General features: G+C 63.4%; 23 protein-coding genes and 1 other RNA gene. 7 read left to right on the plus strand and 17 right to left on the minus strand.

The window, feature by feature from the left end; translation table 11 throughout:
* Positions 1–25: 25 nt before the first annotated feature.
* A complete protein-coding gene (locus ACB033_RS08970) occupies positions 26–346 on the minus strand; it encodes a hypothetical protein (RefSeq protein WP_195878548.1) in 321 nt (106 codons plus the stop codon).
* A gap of 468 nt (positions 347–814) precedes the next feature.
* A complete protein-coding gene (locus tag ACB033_RS08975; protein WP_371140465.1) occupies positions 815–2,218 on the minus strand; it encodes a GumC family protein in 1,404 nt (467 codons plus the stop codon).
* Positions 2,219–2,379: 161 nt separating this feature from the next.
* Here ACB033_RS08975 and ACB033_RS08980 point away from each other — a divergent pair, with 161 nt between their 5' ends.
* Genes ACB033_RS08980 through ACB033_RS08990 form a run of 3 tightly spaced genes read left to right on the plus strand, consistent with a single transcriptional unit; the run spans position 2,380 to position 5,350 of the window.
* Positions 2,380–3,480 carry a glycosyltransferase gene (locus ACB033_RS08980; protein ID WP_371140466.1) on the plus strand — a complete coding sequence of 367 codons (1,101 nt, stop codon included), beginning with the start codon at positions 2,380–2,382 and terminating at the stop codon, positions 3,478–3,480.
* Between the two features lie 44 nt (positions 3,481–3,524).
* The gene (locus ACB033_RS08985) at positions 3,525–4,718 is read left to right on the plus strand and encodes a glycosyltransferase family 2 protein (protein WP_371140467.1); all 1,194 of its coding nucleotides are present in this window, start codon (positions 3,525–3,527) and stop codon (positions 4,716–4,718) included.
* Positions 4,715–5,350, plus strand: coding sequence for a sugar transferase (locus ACB033_RS08990; protein WP_010633836.1), 636 nt, complete (start codon positions 4,715–4,717; stop codon positions 5,348–5,350). The genes ACB033_RS08985 and ACB033_RS08990 overlap by 4 nt, the downstream gene beginning before the upstream one ends.
* Positions 5,351–5,827: 477 nt before the next feature.
* Here the strand turns inward: ACB033_RS08990 and ACB033_RS08995 are convergent, their stop codons facing one another.
* From ACB033_RS08995 to ACB033_RS09020, 6 genes are all read right to left on the minus strand, one after another.
* Positions 5,828–6,829 (minus strand): glycosyltransferase family 4 protein, encoded by a 1,002-nt coding sequence (locus ACB033_RS08995; RefSeq protein ID WP_139725849.1) that lies wholly within the window; start codon positions 6,827–6,829, stop codon positions 5,828–5,830.
* A 75-nt stretch (positions 6,830–6,904) separates the two neighbouring features.
* On the minus strand, positions 6,905–8,392 hold the full coding sequence (locus ACB033_RS09000; RefSeq protein WP_139725848.1) for a SpoIIE family protein phosphatase: 1,488 nt from the start codon (positions 8,390–8,392) through the stop codon (positions 6,905–6,907).
* Positions 8,393–8,402: 10 nt separating this feature from the next.
* Complete coding sequence (locus ACB033_RS09005) at positions 8,403–9,071, minus strand: CpsD/CapB family tyrosine-protein kinase (RefSeq protein ID WP_005301417.1); 669 nt, start codon at positions 9,069–9,071, stop codon at positions 8,403–8,405.
* Between the two features lies 1 nt (position 9,072).
* Positions 9,073–11,178 (minus strand): SLBB domain-containing protein, encoded by a 2,106-nt coding sequence (locus tag ACB033_RS09010; protein WP_139725847.1) that lies wholly within the window; start codon positions 11,176–11,178, stop codon positions 9,073–9,075.
* Between the two features lie 17 nt (positions 11,179–11,195).
* Positions 11,196–11,612 (minus strand): hypothetical protein, encoded by a 417-nt coding sequence (locus tag ACB033_RS09015; protein WP_139725846.1) that lies wholly within the window; start codon positions 11,610–11,612, stop codon positions 11,196–11,198.
* Positions 11,609–11,956: an STAS domain-containing protein gene (locus ACB033_RS09020; protein WP_005301420.1), complete on the minus strand. Its 348-nt coding sequence runs from the start codon at positions 11,954–11,956 to the stop codon at positions 11,609–11,611. The genes ACB033_RS09015 and ACB033_RS09020 overlap by 4 nt, the downstream gene beginning before the upstream one ends.
* 341 nt (positions 11,957–12,297) lie before the next feature.
* Here ACB033_RS09020 and ACB033_RS09025 point away from each other — a divergent pair, with 341 nt between their 5' ends.
* A complete protein-coding gene (locus ACB033_RS09025; protein WP_010633831.1) occupies positions 12,298–12,789 on the plus strand; it encodes a molybdopterin-dependent oxidoreductase in 492 nt (163 codons plus the stop codon).
* Between the two features lie 8 nt (positions 12,790–12,797).
* The gene (locus ACB033_RS09030; protein WP_240041777.1) at positions 12,798–14,621 is read left to right on the plus strand and encodes an ATP-binding protein; all 1,824 of its coding nucleotides are present in this window, start codon (positions 12,798–12,800) and stop codon (positions 14,619–14,621) included.
* A gap of 109 nt (positions 14,622–14,730) precedes the next feature.
* Here the strand turns inward: ACB033_RS09030 and ACB033_RS09035 are convergent, their stop codons facing one another.
* Together ACB033_RS09035 and ACB033_RS09040 are read right to left on the minus strand one after the other, a co-directional pair.
* Positions 14,731–15,759 carry an MBL fold metallo-hydrolase gene (locus tag ACB033_RS09035; RefSeq protein ID WP_240041776.1) on the minus strand — a complete coding sequence of 343 codons (1,029 nt, stop codon included), beginning with the start codon at positions 15,757–15,759 and terminating at the stop codon, positions 14,731–14,733.
* Between the two features lie 119 nt (positions 15,760–15,878).
* A complete protein-coding gene (locus ACB033_RS09040) occupies positions 15,879–16,862 on the minus strand; it encodes an aldo/keto reductase (RefSeq protein ID WP_139725844.1) in 984 nt (327 codons plus the stop codon).
* 193 nt (positions 16,863–17,055) lie between these two features.
* On the opposite strand from ACB033_RS09040, the gene ACB033_RS09045 reads away from it, so the two are divergent.
* Complete coding sequence (locus ACB033_RS09045) at positions 17,056–18,036, plus strand: LysR family transcriptional regulator (protein WP_139725843.1); 981 nt, start codon at positions 17,056–17,058, stop codon at positions 18,034–18,036.
* 48 nt (positions 18,037–18,084) lie between these two features.
* Here ACB033_RS09045 and ACB033_RS09050 read toward each other — a convergent pair whose 3' ends face one another.
* From ACB033_RS09050 to ACB033_RS09060, 3 genes are read right to left on the minus strand one after another with little or no spacing between them, the layout of a single operon-like run.
* Positions 18,085–18,723, minus strand: coding sequence for an SDR family oxidoreductase (locus ACB033_RS09050; protein ID WP_139725842.1), 639 nt, complete (start codon positions 18,721–18,723; stop codon positions 18,085–18,087).
* 49 nt (positions 18,724–18,772) lie between these two features.
* Positions 18,773–19,702, minus strand: a complete 930-nt coding sequence (locus ACB033_RS09055) for an alpha/beta hydrolase (protein ID WP_139725841.1) — start codon at positions 19,700–19,702, stop codon at positions 18,773–18,775.
* Between the two features lie 49 nt (positions 19,703–19,751).
* Complete coding sequence (locus ACB033_RS09060) at positions 19,752–20,669, minus strand: alpha/beta hydrolase (RefSeq protein ID WP_371140468.1); 918 nt, start codon at positions 20,667–20,669, stop codon at positions 19,752–19,754.
* 123 nt (positions 20,670–20,792) lie between these two features.
* Between ACB033_RS09060 and ACB033_RS09065 the strand changes: the two genes are divergently transcribed.
* On the plus strand, positions 20,793–21,713 hold the full coding sequence (locus ACB033_RS09065) for a LysR family transcriptional regulator (protein WP_139725839.1): 921 nt from the start codon (positions 20,793–20,795) through the stop codon (positions 21,711–21,713).
* A gap of 410 nt (positions 21,714–22,123) precedes the next feature.
* Here the strand turns inward: ACB033_RS09065 and ffs are convergent.
* From ffs to ACB033_RS09085, 4 genes are all read right to left on the minus strand, one after another.
* Positions 22,124–22,220: signal recognition particle sRNA small type (gene ffs, locus ACB033_RS09070), an RNA gene on the minus strand.
* A gap of 102 nt (positions 22,221–22,322) precedes the next feature.
* Positions 22,323–23,111, minus strand: coding sequence for a sulfite exporter TauE/SafE family protein (locus tag ACB033_RS09075; protein WP_017779682.1), 789 nt, complete (start codon positions 23,109–23,111; stop codon positions 22,323–22,325).
* 91 nt (positions 23,112–23,202) lie between these two features.
* Positions 23,203–24,639, minus strand: a complete 1,437-nt coding sequence (gene arcD, locus ACB033_RS09080; RefSeq protein WP_371140469.1) for an arginine-ornithine antiporter — start codon at positions 24,637–24,639, stop codon at positions 23,203–23,205.
* Between the two features lie 389 nt (positions 24,640–25,028).
* Positions 25,029–25,790, minus strand: coding sequence for an SDR family oxidoreductase (locus ACB033_RS09085; RefSeq protein ID WP_017786952.1), 762 nt, complete (start codon positions 25,788–25,790; stop codon positions 25,029–25,031).
* Positions 25,791–25,846: the final 56 nt, after the last annotated feature.

Raw genomic sequence — 25,846 nt, forward strand, 5'->3', positions numbered from 1 at the left:
CGCAGAGCTATATAAAAAAGAACGACTAAAACTCTACCTGAAGGTCAATAACGTCGATACAAGTGCTCGGCATCGAGTGGTTGCCAAAGGTGTGCCACTCGCCATCTTTAACTGTGACGTCACTCAATTTGGCGAGCGTGACGCAACGCCAGTTATCTTTCGTGTCAGTGGTAATAGCACCTTTGCTACTGTCGCCGCCGAACTGAAAAAATAAGGCCTGCTCAACACCATTTTTTGTACCGATTACATGAGGGCACATTTCGCGATGCCTGCCGTCATAAGTAGCAAAGACCTGCTGCTTGTTTGCGATTGCTGACTTGATAATATCATAAACTTTACTTCTCATGGATTTTCTCCTTCGGATTGTGATGGACCTCTATTTACGATTACTTTTTCTTATGGCTAACAGCCATAAGATAGAAGATGTTATTAGTGTGTGAGTAGCATCTTCCATCTAACTCCGCCCTACTACATATCTCCACAACCAATAAATTATTTTATAATTACTAATTACTAATTACTAATTACTAATTACTAATTACTAATTACTAATTACTAACAAATTTTCTTTTGTGATTAAAAAATCAATAACGAAAAGAGGCTCCATTTGTATCACCATGTAAAACAACAGTCAACAAGAAGAATAAAAAAGCACCACCAATTTTTATCGTTGCAATTACACCCGAATTCGTCGCAGACCATAGTCGTTGACCAAGGCGCTATCTGAGTGACATAAAAAAGGCCTCGTTATGAGGCCTTATCAGAAATATTCGGGTTCAGAGTGGTGACCTGCCTTGATGGCCACGGGTAAATATCAACCCGGCACCTCTACCAGTGACGGCTGGGCATGGGCTGCCTGGCCGCTGTGGGCATGCACAGGCTCGCAATAGGGAATGCGGCTTAGCACCGGCGCCTTGATAAGGGCTGCCAGCTGATCGGTGCGGCGCAGGCTGGTATCCGCCAGTTCAATCAGCAGCGCCAGCCCGCAGCCGAGCCCCAGGCCCCCCACCATGCCGGCAATAAGAAACAGCCAGAGCGGGTAGTTGCTGGGTTTGCTCGGGGCGAAGGGCCTGTCGATCACCTTGATCCGCTCGCCGGGCTCAAAACTGCCGAGCGCCCCGGTCACCTTGGCCTTTTCGTAGCGCAGCAGCAGATCCTGATAGAGGGAGCGCTTGACCTCGAGATCGCGCTCCAGCTCCGCCAGCTGGCTCTCCGTTTCGCCCTGGGAGGCCACCACCCTGTTCAGATCGTCGAGCTGGGCCTGCAGCGCGGCGGCATTCTGCTCGGCCTCGGCCAGCTGGGCCCTTGCCTGATCCCATTCGGGCCCGACCGCCACGCCGGGTTGGCTCTTCTGCTGTTCCAGCTCCTGTTGCAACTGCTCAATCTGGTAGCGCAGGCTTTGCACCTCGCTGTGCTGATCGCTGTAGCGCACCCGCAGCAGGGCCAGCTCGGTTTGCATCTGCTGCAGCTTCTCCTCCAGGCTGCGGGTCGTGGTCCCCTCCTGGCCGTGGGAGAGCTGCTCGACCCGGGCCTTGGCCTGCTGCAACTGAAGCAGGCTCTCGGCGTGGCGATCTTTCAGGCCGTAGAGCCGGGCGGCGTTGGCATTTTGCTGATCCGGCAGGGCGCTGGCATGTTCGCGCTTGAAATCCGCCAGCAGCTGCTCGGCCCCCTGCAGTTCGCTGCGCCGGCTGTCGAGCTGGCTTTGCAGAAAGCGCTCGGAGGACTCGGCCGACTGGCGCCCCTTGTTCAGGAGATTGAAGAAGAAGCGGCGCGAGACGGCCTCCAGCAGGCCGGCGCTGCTCTCTGCCGAGTCGGCTTTCACCTTCAGCTCGATCACCTCGTCCCCGATAAGACGGATGGAGACGGACGCCGAGAGCCAGTCCATGATGGCGTCGCGCTTGGCGGGCGGGGTGTTGTCATCCACCAGCTTGCGGTCCCGCGCCACCCCGTCCATCACGTAGCGGCTGCGCAGCATGGCCTCCAGCACCGCGAAGCGATCCTTGAGGCTCTCCTGGGTGATCAGATCCTTGAGGGTCGGCGTCTGGTTGGAATCCTGCGGCACCATGAAGGTGGTGCGGCTCTCGTATACCTTGGGGCTGAGCACGCCAATCCCCACCCCCACCAGCGGCATGACAAGGGCCGGCATCAGGATGAGATAACGGCGCCGCCAGGCGGCGAAGAGGATGATGTAGAGGTTGTAGTAGAACTGGACCGGCATGGCGTCACTCCCCTCAAGACAGGTATGGCATTCCACGAATGGATAGGGAAATGCAAGGGTAATGCCAGCAAGCGGGCCAACATGGCAGACGTTGTGGTACAGGATTCGCATAGTCCCGCCAAAGGGGCCCGGGAAGGGCCGACAACTGTGAGGAGAGTGCCATGCCCACCACCGCCCGGTCAGCCAGCACCGCCATCGTGCAAATCGTCCAGCACCTGCAGCCCGGGGGGCTGGAGACCATGGTGCTCAACCTCAGCCAGGCCAACGAGTGCCACCAGCCCATGCATATCGTCTCGCTGGAGGGGAGCAAGGAGGCGCTGCTCGCCGCCTGGCCCGCCCTGGGGCCGTTCGCCTCGCGGATCCACTGTCTGGACAAGCCCGCCGGCTGGTCGCTGGCCACTCTCTATCGCCTCATCCGCCTGCTGCGCCAGCTGCGGCCGGCGGCGGTGCACACCCACCATCTGGGCCCTCTGCTCTATGGCGGGCTGGCCGCCCGGCTGGCCCGGGTGGCGAGCCTTATCCACACCGAGCATGACGCCTGGTATCTCGATGATCCCCGCCAGCGCCAGCTGGCCGGGCTTGGGCTGCGCACCTTGCGGCCCACCCTGGTGGCAGACGCCACCCCGGTGGCGCACCAGCTGCAGGCGAGGCTCGGCGCCATCCAGGCCCAGGTGATCCCCAACGGCATCGACGAGGGGCGTTTCGTCCCGGGCCCCGCCGAGCTGGCGCGCCAGGCGCTGGGCTTGCCCCTCGGGGTGAGGCTCATCGGCTGCGCCGCCCGCCTTGAGACGGTCAAGGGTCACCACCTGCTGCTGGAGGCCGTGGCGCGGCTCTCCCCCGAGGTGCATCTTGCACTGGCCGGGGTGGGCAGTTTGCAAAATGCGTTGCAGCAACAGTGCCGACTGCTGGGGATTGCCCATCGGGTGCACTTTCTCGGCCTGGTGGAGCAGATGCCCCGCTTCTATCAGGGGCTGGATCTCTTCTGCCTGCCGTCACTGGCGGAGGGGATGCCCCTGTGCGTGCTGGAGGCCCAGGCCTGCGGCGTGCCGGTGGTGATGAGCGCGGTGGGGGCCGCCGCCGATATCGTCTGCCCGGCCAGCGGTCAGCTGCTGGAGACGCGAGATCCGGCTCTGCTGGCGCAACTTCTGGCACAGGGGTTGCTCAACTCTCGTGGCCTGCGCACCGTCACCCGGGAATTTGTCCGTGAACAGGGCAGCCTGAGCCGGATGGCTCAAGCCTATCAGGCGCTGTACGCCCGCTGAGGCGATGCCACCGACACGCGAAGAGACAGCAAAAGGAGCCTCCCATGGAATGGATCATGATCGTGTTCTGGCTGTGTGCAGCCCTGGTGGTGTACCACCATGTGGGTTACCCCCTGCTGCTCAAATGGGTCGGCAAACGGGCCTGCTCGCGCCAGCACCAACCGACCCCGCACCAACGGGGTTTTCGGGCCGAGGTCGGCGATGAGCAGCTCCCCGCCATCACCCTGGTGATGCCCATCTACAACGAGGCGACCACCCTGGCGGCCAAGCTGCAGAATCTGGCCAGCCTCGACTACCCGGCCGACAAGCTGGCGGTGCACCTGCATTTTGATGGCTGCACCGACGACAGCTATGCCATTGCCCTCTGCCAGCTCGGCGATCCCGCCTTGCTGCAGCTGCAGATCCGGCTGTTCGAGCACCCGCGCAATCGCGGCAAGGTGGCCGTGCTCAACGAGGCGATGACCCAGATTGACACCCCCCTGGTCGCCTTCAGCGATGTGTCGGCCCTGCTGCCCATCGACAGCCTGCTGCTGGCCGCCGCCCACTTTCAGGATCCTGCCGTCGGCGTGGTGGGCGAAGCCTATCGCTTCTGGCAGCCGGGCTCCCAGGGTGAGGCCAGCTACTGGCGCTACCAGAGCCAGATCAAGCTGTGCGAATCCGCCCTTGGCAGCATGCTGGGGGCCCACGGCGCCTTCTATGTGATGCGCAGTGACTGCCTGGCGCCGCTGGCGCCCGATACCATCAACGACGACTTCATCCTGCCGATGCAGGCCATCGCCAGAGGCTACAAGGCGGTCTATGACAATCGCTGCGCCGCCCTTGAGCTGGAGGTCTCCGATGCCCAGCTGGAATCCAAGCGCCGCAAGCGCATCGGTGCCGGCAACACCCAGCAGTTGCTGCGTCTGCTGCCGCTGCTGCACCCCAGATTCGGCTGGGTGGCGTTCAACTTCGCCAGCGGCAAGGGTTTGCGGGTGCTGATGCCCCTCTGCCTGACCCTGCTGTGGCTGTGCGCCATTCCGCTGGCCATCCACTCGCCCCTGTTCGCGGCGCTGCTGGCCGCTCAACTGCTGGGCTACGCCCTGGTGCTGCTGATCCAGCTCACCCCGCTGCACAACTGGCCCGGTCTGTTTCGCAAGATCCACTATCTGGTCCTCGGACACTGGTACAACGGCATCGGCTCCCTGCGCTACAGCCTGCGGATGCTGACCCGCCCCACCACACAGGAGAGAGCAGCATGAAACACCCCATCCCCAAAGCGACCCAGGTGCTCAAGCGCATCATGGATCTGGCCGGTGCCAGCCTCGGCCTGCTGCTGACCCTGCCCCTGTGGCCACTCATCATGCTGGCCATACGGCTCGACAGCCCGGGCCCGGTGTTCTTTCGCCAGTTGCGCATTGGCCGCAGCCACGCCAGCCACACCGAGCTTTTCTTCATGATCAAGTTTCGCACCATGCGCGCCGATGCCGAGGCAGGCACCGGGCCGGTCTGGTGCGGCAAGGCCGACAGCCGGATCACCCGCAGCGGCAACTTCCTGCGCAAGACCCGGCTCGACGAGCTGCCCCAGTTCCTCAATGTGCTCAAGGGGGAGATGTCGCTCATCGGGCCGCGGCCGGAGCGCCCCGGCATCGCCAACCGGCTGGAAGATGCGGTGCCCTTCTTCATCGAGCGCACCTATGAAATAGCCCCCGGCATCACAGGGCTGGCCCAGGTCAATCAGGGCTACGACGAGTCGCTTGACGATGTGCGCAGCAAGCTCGCCTTCGATCTCGCCTACTCGGTGACCCTGCTCCACCCCTGGCGCTGGCTGCTGCAGGACATGCAGATCATCGGCAAGACGGTCGCCATCATGGTGGGCAAGAAGGGGCGCTGAGCCGCCCCCGCTGCCGGATCTCGGGCCACTGCCTTGGCGGTGGCCCGATGCTTTTCACCTTCAGCCACGCCAGCCTGTCGGGCCTGCATCCCCATTTCATCTCATTGCTGACAGCGAGCCACGCCAACGCTGCCCTCACTCGCATCTCTTACCAGAGCGACGCCCCTCGCCATCCCAGGGCGGTTTGCGTCGCAACCTTCCCCCAGCCCCTGCTCTGGCTCCCTGCCAGGGGGAGCCAGAGGTCGCGGTCTGCTTCTTCAGCGAGGTGTTCGTGGGCAAGCGGATTCGCGCAGCTGTTCAGGAGCCTGGCGGACTGAGGCATCCAGCCGCACCATCTGGCCGGCGCCAGATAGGCAGAGCAGAGAGCGCGAGGCTGACAGGGAGAAGGGTTGACCGAAGGTGCGTCGCACAGCCATAAAAAAAGCGAGTGGCCTGGCCACTCGCTGCGCTTGCTGGCTGTGTGCCGGCGGCCCGGGATCAGCCGCCATAGACCGCCAGGATATCGCTCACCCTGTGGTTGACGCTGTAACCCCGGGCGATGGTCTGGCGGGCGGCCCGGCTCATGGCGCCCCGCGCCTGCTCGTCGCGGCTCAGCCAGTAGTTGACGATGGCCGCCATGTCCTGCACCTGGCCCGGCTCCACCAGCCAGCCGTTGGACTTGTGGTCAATCAGCGACACCAGCCCCCCCACCGCAAAGGCACAGACCGGAATGCCGTGGGCCATGGCCTCCAGCGCCACCAGCGGCAGCCCCTCGAAGCGGGAGGTGATGCAGAGCAGATCTATCTGCTGCCACTCGTCGGCCATCCGGCGAAAACCGTGAAACTCGACCCGATCTCCATACTGCATGCTGAGATCCCCCATCAGCGGCCCCTCACCATAGAGGTGAAAGCTCCCCTCCGGGCAAAAGGCGGCCAGCTGACAAAACGCCTGCGGCCCCTTCTCGGCAGAGAGGCGACCGACGAAGGCGATGCGATTGCCCGCCACCGCCACCGGGGCGGCAGGCATGGGGACAAAATTGCTGATGACGGTGCTTGGCACAGGCAATCTGCGGGCGATGGGCTCGCTCACTGCGATGCACTTCGCAAAGCGGGCCGTGAACCGGTCGAGCCAACTGTAGAGTTTCAGCAAGCCCTCCCCGTCATCCCCGCTGTGAAAGGTGGAGACCACGGGCTTGCCGCTGCACCAGGCAGTGAGGCGCCCCAGGATCCCGGCCTTGTAGCCGTGGGTGTGCAGCAGCACGAAGCCGGGCTGGCCAGCCAGCACCCGCACGAAGTCACGGCTGTTGCGACAGACCCGGTATGGCAGCCCCTGTTGCCTCAGCAGAGTGACAAAGGGGGTCATACCGTGATCCGCCACCAGCACTATGGTGGTGTTCAGACCCCGCGCCAGCAGATCGCGGGCAAGGTGGGTGATGTGGATCTCTATCCCGCCGACCTGGCGGGCATCGATGGCGAGCCAGACCTGATGTGTTGGCAACATGGGCAACCTCCTCTGGTGGCGTCGGGCCACCTGCAGCGGGGGTTTTGCATAGAGTGTGCCAGCAGTTTGGGGGCCTCAGTCGGCAGGAAATGCCACCAGCAGCAGGGTCATGTCATCCGGGGCCTTGTCGGCCCGCTCGTCAAACCAGGTGGCGATGGCCAGGGCCAGCTGCTCCAGGCCGGGTGCGGGGGTGAGACAGATCTGCTGCAGCTGCGCCTCCCACAACTGGCGCTCGGCGGGGTCCCGGCTCTCCAGCAGGCCATCGGTCCAGAACAGCAGGCGCTCGCCCGGCTGCAACTGATGCTCGCAGGTCTCGAAGTGGGGATCCGGCCGCAGACCGGGCAAGGGGCCGGTCACGCCGAGCGGGTGCATTCCGTCCTCCCCGATGAGCCAGGGGGCCGGGTGCCCGGCGCTGGCCCAGCGAACGCGGCCCGCCTCCCCCAGCTCGATGCAGAGGGTGGTGAGCAGGGTCGCCCCCAGCAGGGGATCGCTGTGCACGGCGGTGGAGAGGGTGGTCAGCAGGCTGGCAGGAGATCGCTGCTCGCTCTGGGCGGTCAGCAGACCGCGCAGATAGCCCGCATAGGCGTGGGCGAAGAACTTGGCCTCGGCATCGTGCCCCATCACGTCCCCAAGCCACAGCACCCGCTCCTTCACCAGCAGGAAATCCCCGCCCCCCACGGCGGCGGCGCGGGTCTGCAGCGCCAGCTGATAGCCGTGCAGCTGATTGGCCGGCAGCAGGGGGCGCAGGGCCGAGGTCATCCGCTGATCCAGCTGATCCCCCCACTGGGCCTTGAGCTGGGCCGACCGCTTGAGCACCCGGGCGACCGCCAGCTGCAGCGCCTGCTTGGTGATGGGCTTGATCAGGAAATCATCGATGCCAAGGGCGCCGGCCCGGCTCTGGGTCCATTGATCATGGTGGCCGGTCAGAAAGATGAAGGGGACCCCGCGCATCTTGGGATCCTTCATCAGCTGCTGGCGCAGGGCGAAGCCGTCGATCCCCTCCATCTCGATGTCGGAGAGCACCAGATCCGGCGGCTGGCGTCCCAACGCCTGCAGGGCCGCCAGGGGATCGGCAAAGCTGTCGACCTGATAGTGGTCGTGCAGATAGCCGGTGAGCAGGGTGCGCATCACCTTGTCATCGTCGATCACCGCCACCATGGGCATCCGCCGGGGAGCGTGCCGGGCCCGCAGGATCACCCGGTTGCGCCCCTGCTGGTGGCTGAAGCTCACTTCCTCAAACAGGCTGTGCACCAGCGCCAGACCATAGCCCCCCTCCTGCGGCTCTGCCGGCAGGGGGTTGGCCGCCAGCGCGGGCTGGGGCCCGCCGTCATCATCCAGTTGCAGACTCAGGCCCGACTCATCCTGCTGCAGGGTGAGCCAGAGCTGGCTCGCCGGCGGCTCCCCATGACGCACGATATTGGTGGCGAGCTCGCTGAAGCAGAGCAGCCAGTTGGCCTGCTCCTCGGGGGCCACCTGAAACAGCGCCAACCCTTGCGCCAGACGGCCACGCAGCTCGCGTACCGACTGCAGGGTGGCGGGGGCGGATCGCAACCACTCTTTCATATCGTCTCCCTCAGATCCGGAAGTTGAGCAGCATGCTGCGCCGGCACCAGCGTTTGAGCCACTCGGTCAGCCGGTTGCTCGGCAGCCGGTTGAGTTCGCGCAGGATCTCGCTGGCCAGCCCCGGATTGACCCTGTCATTGAACACGGCCCCCAGCAGATTGGCCTCGGCCCGGGTCAGCTTCTCCACCGCGCTCTGCACCATGGTGGTCGGCGTCACGCCGGCCAGCACCACCAGCAGGGCCCCCTCACAGGCGGCGCACACCTGATCCGCCGGGATATTGCCCCGGTTGAGGGCATTGAGGGGGGAGGTATCGAACAGCACAACATCATAGTGCTCGAGCCAGCGCACCAGCAGGGCGCGCAGGGTCTCCTTGTTGCGAAAGGCCATCAGATCCTTGCCCGGCGCCGGCAGCACCGCCAGGGCGTGACCCTGGTGTTGGGGCTCGGGCACGTCGTTGGGCCCCCAGGCCTGGCCGGCGGGCCGGCCCGGGTGATAGAGGTTGAGATCCACCAGCAGGGTCTTGAGGCCGTCCGCCTCGGCGCGCCGGGCCAGCGCCTCGCAGATGGTGCTGACCCCCTCGCCCCCCTCGGCCGAGGTGACCGCCAGGGAGCGGATCCCCCGCGCCAGGGTCGAGGCGTAGAGCGACTCCAGTTCCAGGTACTGGATCGGGATGCTCACGTTACAGGGTTCCCACCAGAGCGACCACCGAGATGGTGGTAAGAATGTCACGCATCCCGTCCATGAAGATGGCCCAGTTGCTGCTCTTGCTGTCGGGGATGAAGACGGTGTCCCCTGCCCTGAGCACCGGCAGCTTGCTGAAATCGGGCTCCTTGGCAAAGCCGTCCAGATCGAAGGTACGGGCCTGATCCCCCTGGCCGCTGACGGCCATGTTGATCACCACGATCTTCTTGATGTAGGCCGAGCTGGTGGGCCCGCCGGCTTCCGCCAGCAGATCCAGCAGGGTCATGGAGGAGTTGAAGCGATAGCGGCCCGGCCGAGCGATGGCCCCCAGCACCCGTATGGTGTTCTCCTTGGGCTCGTCGAGCCAGGGGCGGTTCTTCTCCGGCAGGTATATGGAGTCCCCCGGCAGCACCTTGGGCAACAGTGTTTCGTCGCCGGTCTCGAAGTAGAGGGCGAGATCCAGCTTGCTCACCCGCGCCGTACTGCCGTTGCGATGGGCGATGCGCACGTTGCGCAAATCCGCCGCTGCGGTGGGGCCATCGGCGGCAGAGAGGATGTCGATAAAGCCCATCTCCTCGTTGAAGGCGTAGCGACCGGGGGCGCCGACCTGACCGAAGATGTAGATGGAACTGTCCGGCGACTGGCGTACCCACTGGGATTTGTTGTCGCTGGGATCGGTAGGCAGCTCGGGGATCATGATGGTGAAGCCGGCGTGGATCCTGGGCAGGCTGCCAAGGGCCCCCCCCTGATGGAGAAACTTGTCGAGATCGAAGATGGTCGGGGTCGCCATGCCCCCCTCCGAGGTCAGGATCTGCACCTTGGCGATGTCGGCCCGCTCGTTGGGGCCACCGGCATGGGCGATGAGATCGAGCAGCGACATCTCGTCAGACCATTCATAGCGGCCGGGAATGCGTACCGCCCCCATCACCATCACCGCCCGTCCCGGCGCCACCTTTAGCCAGGATTTTTCGTTGATGTCGGTCTTCTCCGGCACGAAGATGGCGTCACCCGGCCTTATCTGCGGCAGGTTTTTCTGCATGCCCTCGGTATAGGCCTGCAGATCGATGGGTTCGACCGCGCCATTGGTGCGCAGCAAGCGGATCTGGCGGCTCTCGGCATAGCGGGTCGGCCCGCCGGCGTTGGCCAGGATGTCGAGGAAGGTATCCCCCTCCCGCCCCTCATAGGCGCCAGGCTTGAACACCTCCCCCATGATGTAGATGGTGCGCGCCCCACGCTTGATCTGCTCTTCGTCCTTGGGCACGAAGATGGTGGCGCCGGGGGCCAGCGCCGGCAGCAGCTTGTTGTTGCCCGAATCGAGGTACGCCTTGAGATCGAACAGCTCGGGGGCATCCCCGTTGATCACCCGGATCCGCTCCACCCCGGCAAAGCGGGTCACGCCGCCGGCCCGCATCAGCAGATCGACGATGGAGTTACCGCTCTTGAAGCTGAAGGCCCCCGGGCTGTTCACCTCGCCAAACACCTTGATCGCCTTGCCGGTGTCGCCATCGCCCCCGGCCGCCAGGGTGGCGGCATCGAAATCAATCTGGACGTTGCCAATAAGAGGGGATGCGGGTACGAAGACCACGTCGAGGGATTGCAGCGGGGGCAAGAGACCGGCATCGCCGGTATCGAGATAGCGCTTGTAGTCGAAGCTGGAGACGGTGTTGCCGCGGCGCACCTGCATGTTGTTGAGCTGGGCCCCCGGCACCAGGCCGCCGGCCGCATCCAGCGCCATCTGCACGTTGCCATCGGGGGCCAGATCATAGCTGCCTGGCTTTTTGACATAGCCCATGACGCTGATGAGCAGCCGCTTTTCCAACAGGGTGATGGTCAGCTGGGAGAGGTTGTTGTAAACAGGCTTGAGGGCGGTGCGAATGATGGCGTCCGCCTCTGGGAGCGTCTTGCCGCCCACCACCACTGAGCCTACCTCGGGCAGTTTGATTTCACCCTGCTTGTCGATCTGGAAGGGCTTGTCGAAGGCGGCCTCCCCCGGCTGCACGATTGAGAGCCGATCACCCGGCGCCAGCAGGGTGCTTGCCAGCAGCGGACAGGTAAACAAAAACAGAACAACCGCGATAAATCCCTTGATAGCGCCCCGATCCATAGACATCCTTTTTATTGTTACGTTTGCCTCCACTGACGCAACGGAAGTCCAGACCAGCTCCGGCTACAACCCCCACTGGTGGTCTTTTCCAGCTGCAAACGCACCTGCTTCAACGACTCGGCCAGCATGGCCTGACGCCAGGCTACGTCGGCCCAGAGTCGGCCATGTACATCCCGTACTATATCAACTCGTTGAGATTGTAGCTGTTTTAGCCCAGCCGGCATGCAGTCGCGCAGACCCGCCTGCTTCAGGCTGACCAGTTGCTGATCGAGCTTCTGTTGACGCTCATCATAACCTGACAGCAGGCGTTGTTCATCCTCATTTAACGGTAACCAGGTGGGTCTCAGCTCGGCCATTCCCCCCTTGCCCTCGGATGGCCATTGCGCGCAACCCGCCATCAGCAGCGAGATCCCGAGCACAAGCCAGTGCTTCATGATGCCACCACCATGCCGGATGACTGCATGTAGGCTTTCACGTTCTCATGACAGGGAATAACCCGGTTGATGTGCAGCATGTCCAGCAGATCGCGGGGTTGCCCCGGACCACAGATGATCTCCAGATGATGCCCGTTCATCACCAGCCGCTTGTGGAGAAACACCAGGGCACCGATCCCGGAGGAGTCGATGAAGTGCACGTCTCGCAGATCCGCCAGCACATCACCTGTGTACTCCGACAGCTTTTCAAATAAGGGGCGCAATTCACTGACGGCCATCGCATCAAACTCGCTTTCCAATGCCACAACCTGAGTGTCGTTAAGGGTGTAGGTCATGCTTTCCATGTTGAAGCTCCTTGTCTATGCCAAGACGGTTTCGTTCCATGCCATACCCAGTAAAGCAAGAGCCGTGCCTGGCAAGAAAAAGACCCAAAGAAACCCTGTTTTTCACCTTAACTAGAGAAGCACATCGGCCACGGCAAGGGGAGAATTCCTTGCCAATTTGCAACATGGCTCATCCTTCTCATTGCAAAATGCGATGAAAAGGCACTCTCACCCCCTCTTCACCCCCGTCTAAGCCACGCCAGCTGCCGCTTTCCACTATCAGGCACGCTTATTGCCTTGCCTCTATGCCAGGCCCGCCGTTGCCCTGGCATCTGCTTCTCACGGTTCCATGGAGGAAGGTTATGAGACTCAATTTTTATGTTGCTCCCCTGCTGGCCATTCTTTGCGCTACCGCCCAGGCGACTCCCGACCCCGACAGCGCCCAGCTCAGGGTGGAAGGCGCCATTACCCAGCCCAACTACCAGCAGGACGCCCTGTGGGACACCGCCATGCTGGATCAACTGCCCGAGTACGAGATCAAGACTCACACCCCCTGGTATGACGAAGAGAAGACCTTCCGCGGCCCCCGTCTGAGCGATCTGCTGGCCAAGGTGGGCGCCAGCGGCAAGCAGCTGACCATCACGGCGCTCAACGACTACTCGATCCAGGTGCCCACCAGCGATGCCGCCCAGTATCAGGTGATCCTGGCCCGCAGCATCGATGGCAAGCCGCTCTCGGTGCGTGACAAGGGGCCCCTGTTCCTGATCTACCCGTTTGATCAATACCCCGAGCTTCGCAACAAGCTCTATTACGGTCGTGCCATCTGGCAGATCAACAAGATCAAGGTGGAGTGAACCGCATCATGCAATCCATGGCAGCCAGTCAGCGCTCCCTGTTCGTCGTGCTCTGCGTGCTGTTGCTGGCGTTTGCCGGTATCGGTACCGTCCAGTACCGGCAGTTCGAGGAGCTGCAGCACAGCACCAGTCAGGGTGAAGACAACGTCATGTGGAACTATTTCCAGCTCTACAACGAGGCGCTGCGCTTTCAAAATGCCCTGAAAAATGAGCCGCGGGTCAAGTTCCAGCTCAGATACGACATTCTGGTCAGCCGGATTGAGCTGGTGCTGGAGAGCAAGGATCGCAACTTGCTGCAACATACCCAGATTTATCAGCAGGCCAGCAAGGAGATGCGCCGCTTCATCGCCCTGGCTGATCTCTGGCTCGGGCCGGTCCAGCACAAGCCGCTGGATCAGGCGGCCCATCAGCAGCTTGATCAACAGCTGGCCGTCCTGCTCCCCCAGCTCCACCAGCTGACCCTGGAGGTCAACGAGCAGGCGACCCTGCTTGACGTCGCCCGCCGCGAGGGGGTCCGCCAGCAGATCATCACCACCAGCCTGATCGCGGCCCTGCAGTTTGCCCTGCTGTTCGTGCTGGCCCTGCTCATCTGGCGGCAGATGAATATCTCGTTCCTGCAGCACAAGCTGATGCAGCAGCTCAACGAGAAGCTGGTGCGGGCCAACCGCGAGGCCGAAGCGGGTCAGCGGGCGAAAAGCAGCTTTCTGGCCAACATGAGCCACGAGATCCGCACCCCCATGAACGGCATACTCGGCATGTTGTCGCTGCTGGCGGATCGCACCATGGCCCCCAGAGAGCGGGAGTACCTGGAGACGGCACGGGAGTCAGCCAACCATCTGCTGGGGCTGCTCAACGACATTCTGGATATCTCGAAACTGGAAGAGGGGCGCATCGAGCTGCAGCTCGTGCCCCACCATCTGCCCAAGCTGCTGGAGGACATCCGGGCCCTGATGCAGAGCAATTGCGATGCGAAGGGGATCAAGCTCAGCCTGACCCTGGCCCCCAACACGCCGGAATGGCTGATGATGGATCCCCTGCGGGTGCGCCAGATCCTGTTCAACCTGCTGAGCAACGCCATCAAGTTCACCCACCAGGGCGAGGTGAACATCAGGGTGGACAGCCAGCCGCTGGACAAGGAGCGTCATTCGATTCGGATCGCGATTCAGGACACCGGCATCGGCATGAGCAAGTACCAGATGGGCAACCTGTTCCAGCGCTTCTCCCAGGCCGACATCTCCATCACCCGCCAATATGGTGGCTCGGGGCTGGGCCTCGAGATCTCCCGCAACCTCGCCCGCCTGATGGGGGGCGACATCTCGGTCGAGAGCCACGAGGGGTTCGGCAGCACCTTTACCTATCTCTGGCCTGCCCAGGCGACCACCCCGTCGATGACCAGCCTGCCCAGCAAGCCGATCAGTCAGGAGAGCTATCGCATCTTGCTGGTGGACGACAACGCCACCAATCGCAAGGTCATCGGTGCCATGCTCGCGTCTGCCGGCCATCGGGTGACGCTGGCTCTGCAGGGGGAAGAGGCGCTGGCCAGACTGGCGCAAGAGACCTTCGACATCGTGCTGATGGATGTGCAGATGCCGGTGATGGACGGGCTGGCAGCCACCACCCATATCCGCGCCTCGCGCCAGAGCTGGGCCGACATTCCCATCATCGCCCTGACCGCGGATGCCATGCCCGAATCGAAGCAGTACTACCTGTCTCACGGCATGAACGGCTACATCACCAAGCCCATCAGCAAGGAGCTCTTGCTGGGCGAGATCAACCGCCACCTGGTGCGCGAGCAACGCAAGCGCACCATGACCCTGGGCAATCAGGCTTGAAGCGGCGCCGCTGCGCCCGAACGCAGCGGCGTGAAGGTAGCAGGCGCTGGCTCGACGATGCGGGCGCCCGCCATGGGCGCCCGTTCTCACGCTTGAGCCAGACCCAGGTTCACTCCCGCCACCAGAGGCTGCCGCCATGGGGGGCCTGCAAGGTCAGCGGTTCCCCCATCATGGGGGTGGTCAGCGGGATCTGCTGCTCGGCCGCCAGCCGGGTGATTTGCTCCAGCGGCTCATCCCATGGGTGCATGGCAAGATCGAAGGTGCCGTTGTGGATGGGATAGAGCCAGGCTGCGCGCAGATCATGAAACGCCTGCGCGGTCTGGGCCGGAAACATGTGCACATGGGCCCAGCGCTCGTTGTAGGCCCCCGTCTCGAGGAAGGCCATGTCGAACGGGCCATGGCGCTCCCCTATCTCCTTGAAGCCGGCGAAATAGCCGCTGTCGCCGCTGAAGAACAGCTTGCACTCATCGCTGCGAATGACCCAGGAGGCCCACAGAGTCTGGTTGCCATCGCTCAGGCCGCGGCCGGAGAAGTGCTGTGCCGGCGTGGCGATGAGCTCAATGCCATCGACCCTGGTCTGCTGCCACCAGTCCAGCTCCCTGATCTTGTGTGCCGGCACGCCCCAGGCGCGGAGCCTGGCCCCGACCCCGAGCGGGGTGATGAAGTGCGCCACCCGGCCCTGCAGCGCCACTATGGTGGCGTGATCCAGATGATCATAGTGATCGTGGGAGAGGAGCACCCCGGCTAGGGGCGGCAGATCCTCAAGAGCCATGGGCGGGGCGTGCCAGCGCCTGGGGCCAAGCCATGAGAGCGGTGAGGCGCGCTCGCTGAAGACGGGATCGGTCAACCAGAACTGGCCACGCAATTTGAGCAGCAGGCTGGAGTGGCCCAGCCGCCAGACGCTGAAATCCGGAGCCGCCATGACATCCGCAAGGGTCATGGCCTGCACCGGGATGGCGCGATCCGGCAGGGTGCCAGCGGGCTTGCCAAACAGGAAGTCACGCCAGATCCCGACCTCTTTCCAGACACTGCGCGCGGGGGGCGCCACCAGATTGTGAAACCGGCCTGCCCGATACTGGGTTGAGTCCTGATGTTCGGGCAGACCCGATTGCAATACAGACGAGATAATACCGGCCATCGCGGCTCCTGTGAGTCATAACAACATAAGGGCCCCGGCAAACCGGGGCGACGCGAGCGTTGTCAAGACATGCGGCAGTGGCCGGGTGCCTTGCACGGCTCGCTTTCAAACAGGGCGCCTCAGCGCCCCACCAGTTTTCCCAGATGCGCCGGGTAGCGCCCCCCTTCCAGCTCGATGCCTGCCACGGCGGCGTCTATGTCGGCCAGCTCGCGGCTGCCGAGCCTGATGGCGGCGGCCCCCAGGTTCTCTTCCAGCCGGTGCAGCTTGGTGGTGCCCGGAATGGGCACGATCCAGGGCCGCTGGGCCAGCAGCCAGGCAAGCGCGATCTGGGCCGGCGTCACCCCCTTGCTGGCGGCCAGATCCCCCAGCACCTCCACCAGGCGCAGGTTGGCGGCGCGGGCCTCCTCGGCAAAGCGCGGCACTATGCTGCGAAAATCGTTCGCCTCGAAGCGGGTATCGGCCTTGATGGCCCCGGTCAGAAAGCCCTTGCCAAGCGGGCTGAACGGCACGAAACCTATCCCCAGCTCGTCGAGCAGCGGCAGGATCGTCTGCTCGGGCTCACGCCACCAGAGGGAATATTCGCTCTGCAGCGCCGCCACCGGCTGCACCTTGTGGGCACGGCGGATGGAATCGACGCCGGCCTCGGACAGACCGAAGTAGCGCACTTTCCCCTCGCGGATCAGATCCTGTACTGTGCCGGCCACCTCTTCCATCGGCACCTCGGGATCGACGCGGTGCTGATAGAAGAGATCGATGACATCGGTGTTGAGCCGGCGCAGGGATGCCTCGGCCACGGCGCGGATATTCTCCGGCCGGCTGTCCAGTCCATCGGGTACCTTGCCGTGCTTGAAGCCGAACTTGGTGGCGATCACCACCTTGTCGCGAAACGGGGCCAGCGCCTCCCCCAGCAGCAACTCGTTGTCGCCAGGGCCATAGGCTTCGGCGGTATCGAAAAAGGTGACCCCGAGCTCATGGGCGCGCCGGATCAGGGCGATTGCCTCAGCCTTGTCGGTGGCGGGGCCATAACCAAAGCTCAAGCCCATGCAGCCCAAACCGATGGCGGATACCGTCAGCCCGCTATGACCCAATTGACGTGTTTGCATGCTTGCTCCTTTTCTCACAATGCAGCCGAAACTGCCCTGGTAACCATGGATGCACAGCCCCTTGTCTCAACCAACCCGAAGGGGAGTCAAGCGCTAAAGGCTGGCGCGGTCGATGGACGCACTATAGAGATGGGATAAACATCGAACTAGACGGTAAATGACGGAATCAGTTACAACCAAATGATGTAAATCCATGAGCCAGACCATGATCAACGAATTGCGCTCCATCACCACCTTCGTACACACGGCCGAGCTGGGCAGCCTCAGCAAGGCGGCCGAGGCCCAGCAGATCTCTCCCCAGGCCGCCAGCAAGGCGCTCGGGCAGCTGGAAAGCTATCTGGGGGTACGCCTGTTTCATCGCACCACCCGCAGCATGTCGCTGACCGAAGAGGGGCAACGATTTCTGGAGGCGGCGCAGCCTGCCCTGCTCGGCCTGCAGCAGGCCCTGACGGCGGCGCGCCAGACCCGTGAGGAGTTCGCCGGCCCGCTGCGAATAGTGGGCCCGCGCTCCGTGGTGCAGACGGTCATAGGGCCGCTGCTGGGGGAGTACTGCCGCCGCTATCCCGATGTGCAGCCGGATATCCGGCTCGATGACAGGGTCGGCAACTGGGTGGAAGAGCGGGTCGATGTGGGGCTGCGCATCGGCATCTCGCCCCAGGAGGGGCTGATCGCGCGCCGCCTGTTCCCCATGCAGCTCATCATCTGCGCCGCCCCCGCGTATCTGCGCAAATATGGCGTGCCCCTCACCCTGCACGACCTTGCCCTGCATCGCTGCAGTGCCTTTCGCCACGCGGGCAACGGACGCCTGATCCCCTGGTACGTCAAGATGGGGGACGAACTGCAGGAGCATCCGGTGCGCCCGGCGCTCTCCACCAACGACGAGATGGTGGAGCTGGGGGCCGTGCTGGCCGGCGATGTCATCGGCCAGCTGGCCGGGCCGACGGCGGCGGCGCATATCCGCGCCGGCCGCCTGGTGCCCTTGCTGCTCGAGCACATGACCCAGCGGCTCGGCCTGTTTCTCTACTACGGCAGTCGCGCCGCCCAGCCCGCCCGGGTACGCCACTTCATCGATCTGGCGATAGCCAGCCTCGCGGACAACCGCGCCTATGTGCTCGACCAGGATGAACTGGAGCAGGCCCATCGGGCCGGCATGGCGTCGCTGCAAGCGACATGACGCCCGCACCCCCGTCCCGGTGCCGCAGACCAGCGCCCAGGCCTTCCCTTACATGAAGTACGGCTTGTCGCCCTCGCTGCCGGGTTGGTGGATGCCAAGGTTCTCCCCCAGATGCAGTTCGGGCGAGACCAGGATCCGGGTGATGAGATCCCCCACGCTCCTGCGCGACACCACAGTGCCCTGGAAAAGCTGGCCCTTGGCGGTCAGCTCGTAATCCACCTGATCCTCATCGGTCAGCCAGGCCGGACGCAAGATGGTGTAAGCGAGCCCCGATGCCTCGATGGCGTCTGCAGCACGGCGGTACGGTTTAAGCTCCTCGCCGATGATGCCGCGATTCCACTGGCCGAACTTGCCGGGCACCTCGTCGTAGATCCCGAGGGACAGCACGAAGACTAGGCGCTTCACCCCAGCGGCCTGCATGGCGGTGATGACCGCCTGGGCCTGTTTGTCCAGGTTGTCGCCACTGAGGTTGGCGTAGACGATCTCTTGTCCTGCCATCGCCTCCTTGAGCAGCGGCTTGTCCAGCACGCTGCCGATCACCACCCTGGCGTTGGCCGGCTCACGGCCGCTCAACTTTTTGGGGTCGCGCAGCAGCAGGGTCTGGCGGATGTCGCCCTGCCCGGCGAGCCCCTTGACCACCCACCGGGCTATCTGGCCGCTGGCGCCGAGGATCAATACGTTTCGCATATCGGTTTACCTTGTCGCTTGAATGGGTGGGGATGCCCCCACCGCTGGATCACAGGGTGCGCTGGAAGAAGGGCACGAGGCTTGCCATGGCGATGGCCACCGGCTCGGGTTTGTCGTAGAGGTCGTAATGGGACCAACCTTCGGCCACGACAATGTGCTTGTCGGTGGAGGCGGCGCGGCCGTAGATCTCCCAACCATCCCGATAGGCCCCAAAGCCCCCCGCCTTGTCGCCGATGACCACCATCAGCGGCTGGGTCAGCAGCACCTCGGCATGGAGGAAGGCATCCCACCCCATGGCGGCGCCGGTGAAGGACATCAGCTGGCGGGTCGCACCGTGAGGTTGCTGACCACGCGCCGTCTTGTAGTACTCGGTGGCCTCCAGCACGTCGATGTCGGTGATGCCTGCCGCGGTGGCCGCCGCCACTGACGCCGGCAGCAGATCGGCGGGTTCAGTGGCGCTCCCTTGTGCCTGGGCCGTGCGCATCCGGGCTATGCTCTGGGCCAGCTCAAGAGGCTTGAACTGGGCGAAGCCTTCGCGGATCAGGCGGCCATAGTTGACCCCTGTGATGGAGACCAGCGCCTTGAGGCGGTGATCCGTGATGCCCGCATGGATGGTGTAGGCGCCGCCGCCGCACACGCCGATGGCGCCGATGCGATCGCTGTCCACGTAAGAGAGGGATTGCAGGTAATCCACCGCGAAGCGGATGTCGGAGACCCGAATCGCCGGATCCTCGATAAAGCGCGGCTCACCGCCGCTGGCCCCCTGGAAGCTGGCGTCGGGCACCAGCACCACGAACCCCGCCGCAGCCAGCCCCTTGGCGTAGACATTGCCGGCGGTCTGCTCCTTGCAGCTGCCGATGGGGTGAGTGCTGACGATGGCCGGGTAGCGCTTTTGCTCGTCGAAATCGGGCGGCAGGTAGAGGTCGGCCGCCGTCTGCCAGCCCAGGTTCTGATAGGTCAGGTTCAATACATGGCTCATGATGATGCTCCTCGATAAGCGAGAGGGGCCTCCCCCTCTCGCGGGCCGATTAGTTCAGGGTTCGCAGGAAGAAGGGGGCCAGCTTGGCGACGGCCTCGTCGACATAGCGGGGCACATCGTAGAGGGACATGTGGTTGGCCCCCTCCACCACATGCAGGGTCTTGTCTGTGCTCGCGGCGCGCGCCAGCAGGTCATCGCTCATCCACTTGCTGCCGGCCACACTTCCTGTCACCGCCAGGATCGGCTGGGTCAGGAAGGCCTCCGCCTTGTGATAGGCGTCGTAGGTGATGATCTGGTTCAGGTTGCGGGTCAGCGCAAAGCCCGGTGCGTTGGGGTGCTCGCAGCGCGGGGTGTGGTAGTACTCCCAGGCTTCGCGCAGCTCCTCGTTGGGAGCATCCTCTTCACGCAGGGGCGCCAAGGGGATGGTGGCGTAGGCGGTGCCGGTCGCATCTGCGGTGCGGGCCTGGGAGCCGAACGCCAGATAGCCCATGGCATCGGCATCCTTGACGCTGTTGTCCCAGCCATTACGGAACATCTGGCCGATGTTGACCGCGCTGACCATGCCGAGCGCCTTGATGCGGCGATCCTGGATGGCGGCATTGGCGCTGTAGCCGGCACCGGCGCAGATGCCCATGGCCCCGATCCGGTTCTGATCGACATAGGGCAGCGTGGTCAGGTAGTCCACCACGGCGCTGACGTCCTCGCTGCTGACATGGGGGTTCTCCAGCTGGCGCGGCTCGCCCGAGCTCTCGCCCTGATAGGAGCGGTCAAAGGCGATGGCGATGAGACCCTGCTCGGCCAGCTTGCTGGCGTACAGGCCCGCGGTCTGCTCCTTCACCCCGCCGCCGGGGTGGGAAACCACGACCGCCGGGTACTGCTTGCGCTCATCGAAGTGCGGCGGGAAGTGAACGATGGCGGCCATGGTGATGCCTTGGCCGTTGCGATTGGGGAAGGTGACGTGGGACATGGTCGGGCTCTCCGTTAGGTTCAGGAGCGTCATGCTTGACGCGAGTTCGAGCTAATAGTAGTAAGTCTATTGAGCTAGATATACGCACCTATCAAGACATGACTGATTAGCCAGGCTAAACAAATGCCCATGGAACCTTCACTCGTCGCGTCACTGACGTGGTTTGCCCACATCGCCCGCCATCGCAGCTTCACCAAGGCCGCCACCGAGATGGGGGTGACCCGCGCCGCCCTCTCCCAGCACCTGAAGGGGCTGGAGCAGCAGCTGCAGGTACGGCTGCTCAACCGCACCACTCGCGACATGTCGCTGACCGAGGAGGGACGGCGCCTGCTGGATGTGCTGCAACCCTCCCTCACGGCCATCGAGCGGGTGGTGAGCGAACTTAATGACTCCCACCTTGAGCCCTCGGGCCTTATTCGCATCAACAGCTCGCGCATCGCCGCCAGGCTGCTGCTCGAGCCCCACATGGGGGAGTTTCTGGCGCGCCATCCCAAACTGCGGCTGGAGCTGGTGATGGCGGACGGGTTTTCCAACATCATCGCCGACGGGATGGATGCCGGCATTCGCCTGGGAGAGAGCCTGGATGAACACGTGGTGGCGGTGCCCATCACCCCCCCTTTGACCATGGCCATCGTCGGTGCCCCCGACTATTTCAGGCAGCATGGCACGCCGCAGACCCCGGGCGATCTCACCCGGCACAACTGCCTGGCCTACCGCTTCACCTCCAGCAACACCATAGACCGCTGGTCGTTTACCTCCCCCGATGAGGAGCAGCACACCCAGATCGTCGATCCCAAGGGCAACGCCGTGTTCAACGACGACGACAGCATGCTGCAGGCGGCCCTGCAGGGGGTGGGGTTGGTCAAACACCTGGATCTGCGGGTGCGCCATTACCTGAGTGACGGCTCACTGGTGCGGGTGCTCGCCCCCTGGTGCCCCCCCTTCCCAGGGTTTTATCTCTATGTGCCGTCGCGGGCCCAGATGCCGGCCAAGATCCGGGCGCTGATGGATTTCCTGATCGAGAAGCGAGCGCTGCTGTCCTGATCCCCCAGTGCTGGCCGTTGCCCGTCAGGCCAGCAAGTGGTTCACGCGCCACCAGTCAGTGCTCGGGCTTGCCGACGGTCTGGCGCTTTCCAGCGCCTGGCCGTAGGCATACGGCAAGCCCTTCTCTTTCAAAAAAGGGGTTGTAGCGTGGTGAGAACAAAGAGAATGCAATGGCAATAGAGGCCACGGGCAGTGACTGAGGGAAACATGATCCCAAGGGAACTACGTGGAAGATCAAGAGGACGTTTGCGCTGGACGCCAGAGCCACCTTGCGGTCGCACCTGAGAGCTTGTGGCAGAGAATCGGAAATATGGGATGAAGACGCCAGGCTCATCCACATCAAGTGGATGACCAAGAGGTCTGAAGAGAGATTGATAGGTAACTTATTGAATTTCAGAAACAAGTGGTGGCCCTACCAGCCACATCCCGGCACTCGAGTCCCCCGCCTTGGCTGCTACCTTCCGGTCCTGACCAGGTCGACGGGTTATCAATGCGAGAGGACCAATAGGACCACCGGCGAGGAGAATAGGCAAACTGGCCCATCAATGCAACGGCTTTCTGCCCTTGCTCGTGCCGTTCGCCTTATTTTTCAACAATCTGGCCAAGGGTTCAGCTAAACAGCATGAATTTGGCCCCCACCAGCAACATCAGCAGGGCGAACGCCTGCTTGAGCCGCTGGGGCGAGAGCCGGTGCGCCAGTTTGGCCCCCACCCGGGCAAACTGGGTACTGGTGAGCACTATGCCGAGCAGCGCCGGCAGATAGATGTAACCCAGGCTCCACTCTGGCAGATCCGGGTTGCCCCAGCCGGCGTAGAGGTAGCTGAGGCTGCCCGCCAGGGCGATGGGCATGCTGCAGGCGGCGGAGGCCGCCACGGCGTTGCGCATCGGCACGCTGTTCCAGCTCAGATAAGGCACGGTCAGCGAGCCGCCACCGATGCCAAACAGTGCAGACATCCAGCCGATGAGGGTGCCGGCGATGCCGGTGCCGAGCGCCCCCGGCAGATGACGCTCCGCCTTGGGCTTGAGATTGAGCCCCATCTGCAGCGCCATGGTCCAGGCGAAGCAGCCGATGATGATGTTGAGGGTACTGGCGCTGAGCAGATTGGCGGTCATGCCGCCGAGCCAGGCCCCGACCAGCATGCCGGCGCCAAGCCGGCGGATCATTACCCAGTCCACCGCCCCGGCCTCCTGGTGGGCGCGCAGGGAGCTGAAGCCGGTGAAGATCATCGTGGGCAGCGAGGTGCCGAGTGCCAGATGGGTAATGATGTCGGGGGCGACGCCCTGGGCGTGAAAGCTCAGCACCAGCACGGGCACTATGATGAGACCGCCGCCGATGCCGAACAACCCCGCCAGCATGCCGGCGAATGCCCCCAGCAGCAGATAACCCATAAACAGCATAAAAATTCCTTCCGAGGCTCTGCCGCGCACTAGGTCGTGTGCAGCACATAAAAAAAGAGATGGCCCTTGGGCCATCTCTTTATTGTGCCGGTTAACTCAAGGGAATGGTACCGTCCATCACCTTGTAGAAGGCCAGCACGGCGCAACCGAGCAGGGCCGCCGTCATCCCCTGCTCCAGCCGGTTGAGGCCGCGCAGCCCATGGTGCTGGCGCGCCTTCCAGTAGATGAAGATGCCGGGGCTGTAGAGCAGCGCTACCAGCAGCAGGTACTCGACCCCGGCGGCATAGACCAGCCAGCAGCCGTAGACGGTCGCCACCAGCGCCAGGAAGAGGTCGCGCTTGCGCTGATGGGGCTGACCTGCATAGGTCTCCCCTTTCAGCGCCAGCTTCAGCCCGTAGGCGCCGGAGAAGACGTAGGGCACCAGCGCCGCCGAGGTGGCGATGTTGACCAGCGCCAGATAGGTGCTGCTCTGGAAGTAGATGATGATGAGGAAGGTCTGTACCAGGCAGGTGGAGCACCAGAGCGACACCTGCGGCGAGCCGTTCTTGTTCTCTTTGGCGAACCAGCCGGGGAAGACGCCGGTCTTGCCCGCGATGTAGGGCACTTCCGCCGCCAGCACGGTCCAGCTCAGCAGGGCCCCCATCACCGAGATCACCAGGCCGATGTTGATGAGCCAGGCGCCCCAGGGGCCGACCACGGCTTCCAGGATCATGGCGGTGGAGGGGTTCTTGAGGGCCGCCAGTTGCGGCTGGTTCATGACCCCCAGCGAGAACAGGGTCACCATGACGTAGAGCGTCAGGGCCCCCAGCAGCGCCAGCACGGTGGCACGGCCTACGTCCTTGCGATGGCGAGCACGGGCGGAGACCACCACGGCCCCCTCGATACCGATGAAGACCCAGAGCGTCACCTTCATGGTGGACTTGACCTGATCCATCACGGAGCCCAGCTCAGGGGTACCCTGACCCCAGATGTCCAGGGTGAAGGTATCCATGTTGAAGGCGAGCAGGATGGCCACGCAGAAGACGATGAGGGGCACCATCTTGGCGATGGTGGTGACTATGTTCACCAGCGCCGCCACCTGGATGCCGCGCAGCACCAGGGCGTGTACCGACCAGATGAGGATGGAGGCGAGCGTGATGGCCACCGGGGTGTTGCCGTCACCGAAGATGACGTTGTCCGGTGTATCGAAGAAGTAGCTCAGCGCACTGAACACCACGATGGCGTAGGAGACGTTGGCCAGCAGCTGGCAGAGCCAGTAGCCCCAGGCAGCGTTGAAGCCGATGAAATCGCCGAAACCGGCCTTGGCATAGCTGAAGATGCCGCCATCGAGATCCGGGCGACGCATGGAGAGGTTCTGATACACCAGCGCGAGGCAGATCATGCCGATACCTGTGATGACCCATCCCAAAGCGACGGCCCCGGCACTGGCATGAGCGGCGATGTTTTGCGGCAGACTGAAGACCCCGGCACCGACCATGGAGCCGATCACCAGCGAGATGAGGGCGCCAAGCCCCAGTTTCTTGTCCATCTCAATCCTGTTTAATTAGGCGGCGGCAGAGCGTCCGTATTCATACTGCGCGCAATATGGGAGGGGCTAGAAATCCGTACCCCGTGAAAAAGGCGGCAACTATATTGCATGACTATTCCGACCGCAATCCCTCGTACCGTCAATCATGCACCGCCTTGACCGCGCGCAATTTTACAGCACTGACCCCGGGGGCCTGTGAGCTGGTTCAAATTAAGAAAGACCCGTTGATATTTCACATTTTTCCATGACCTGAGCCCCCTTTTTGCGGATAAGACCTGCATGAGAATGCAGCTTGCAGCCGAGCTCGGCAAACCTGACTGCTGACAAACGTTTCAATAAAAATGCCCCTGCGCCGAGGGCCAGGGGCATCTGCAAAAGGGAGCTGGAATTTAGAGGCGTAAGCCGCCGTCCAGCTCGATCATCCGCCCCGACAGATAGTCATTGGCGAGAATAAAATGCACCGTCTGGGCCAGTTGCGCCGCCTGCCCGAGGCTCCCCACCGGGATGGCCTGCTGCATGCGGGCCATGGCTTCGGGCTTCATCGCCGCCGTCATGTCGGTGGCAAACACCCCGGGGGCGATGCCCATCACCCGGATGCCGTGGCGGGCCAGCTCCTTCCCCCAGGTGACCACCAGGGAGGCCACCCCTGCCTTGCTGGCGGCATAGTTGCTCTGGCCCATGTTGCCGGCGCGGGCGATGGAGGAGATGTTGATGATGACGCCCCCCTCCCCGCCGGTGGCCATCAGCGCCGCCCCCTCGCGCCCGCACAGGAAGGTGCCGGTGAGGTTGACGTCGATGACGCTCTGCCACTGGGCCAGGCTCATCTTCTCCGCAAGCAACCCCTCCTTCACCTTGATCAGCATGCCGTCCCGCAGTATGCCGGCGCAGTTGACGAGGCCGTGCAGGGCACCGAACTGATCCTTGATGGCGGCGAAGGTCGCCTCGACCTCCGGCTCGCTCGCCACGTTGCAGACGAACAGGGCGCAGCGGCCGTCACGGCTGCGCACCTCCGCCTCGGTCACCTCCAGATCGGTGCGGTTGACGTCGATGAGCGCAAGCTGCGCCCCCTGTTCCGCCAGACTCAGGGCGATGGCGCGGCCCAGCCCCCTGCCCGCCCCCGTGATGGCGATGACTTTCTGTGTGATATCCATAAATGCTCCTGGTGAGATGGCCGGTGACTATCGAGTCAAAGACTATCGGGTAAAAA

The organism is Aeromonas sp. S15(2024) (genome assembly GCF_041402265.1).
Classification (GTDB): Bacteria; Pseudomonadota; Gammaproteobacteria; order Enterobacterales; family Aeromonadaceae; genus Aeromonas; species Aeromonas dhakensis.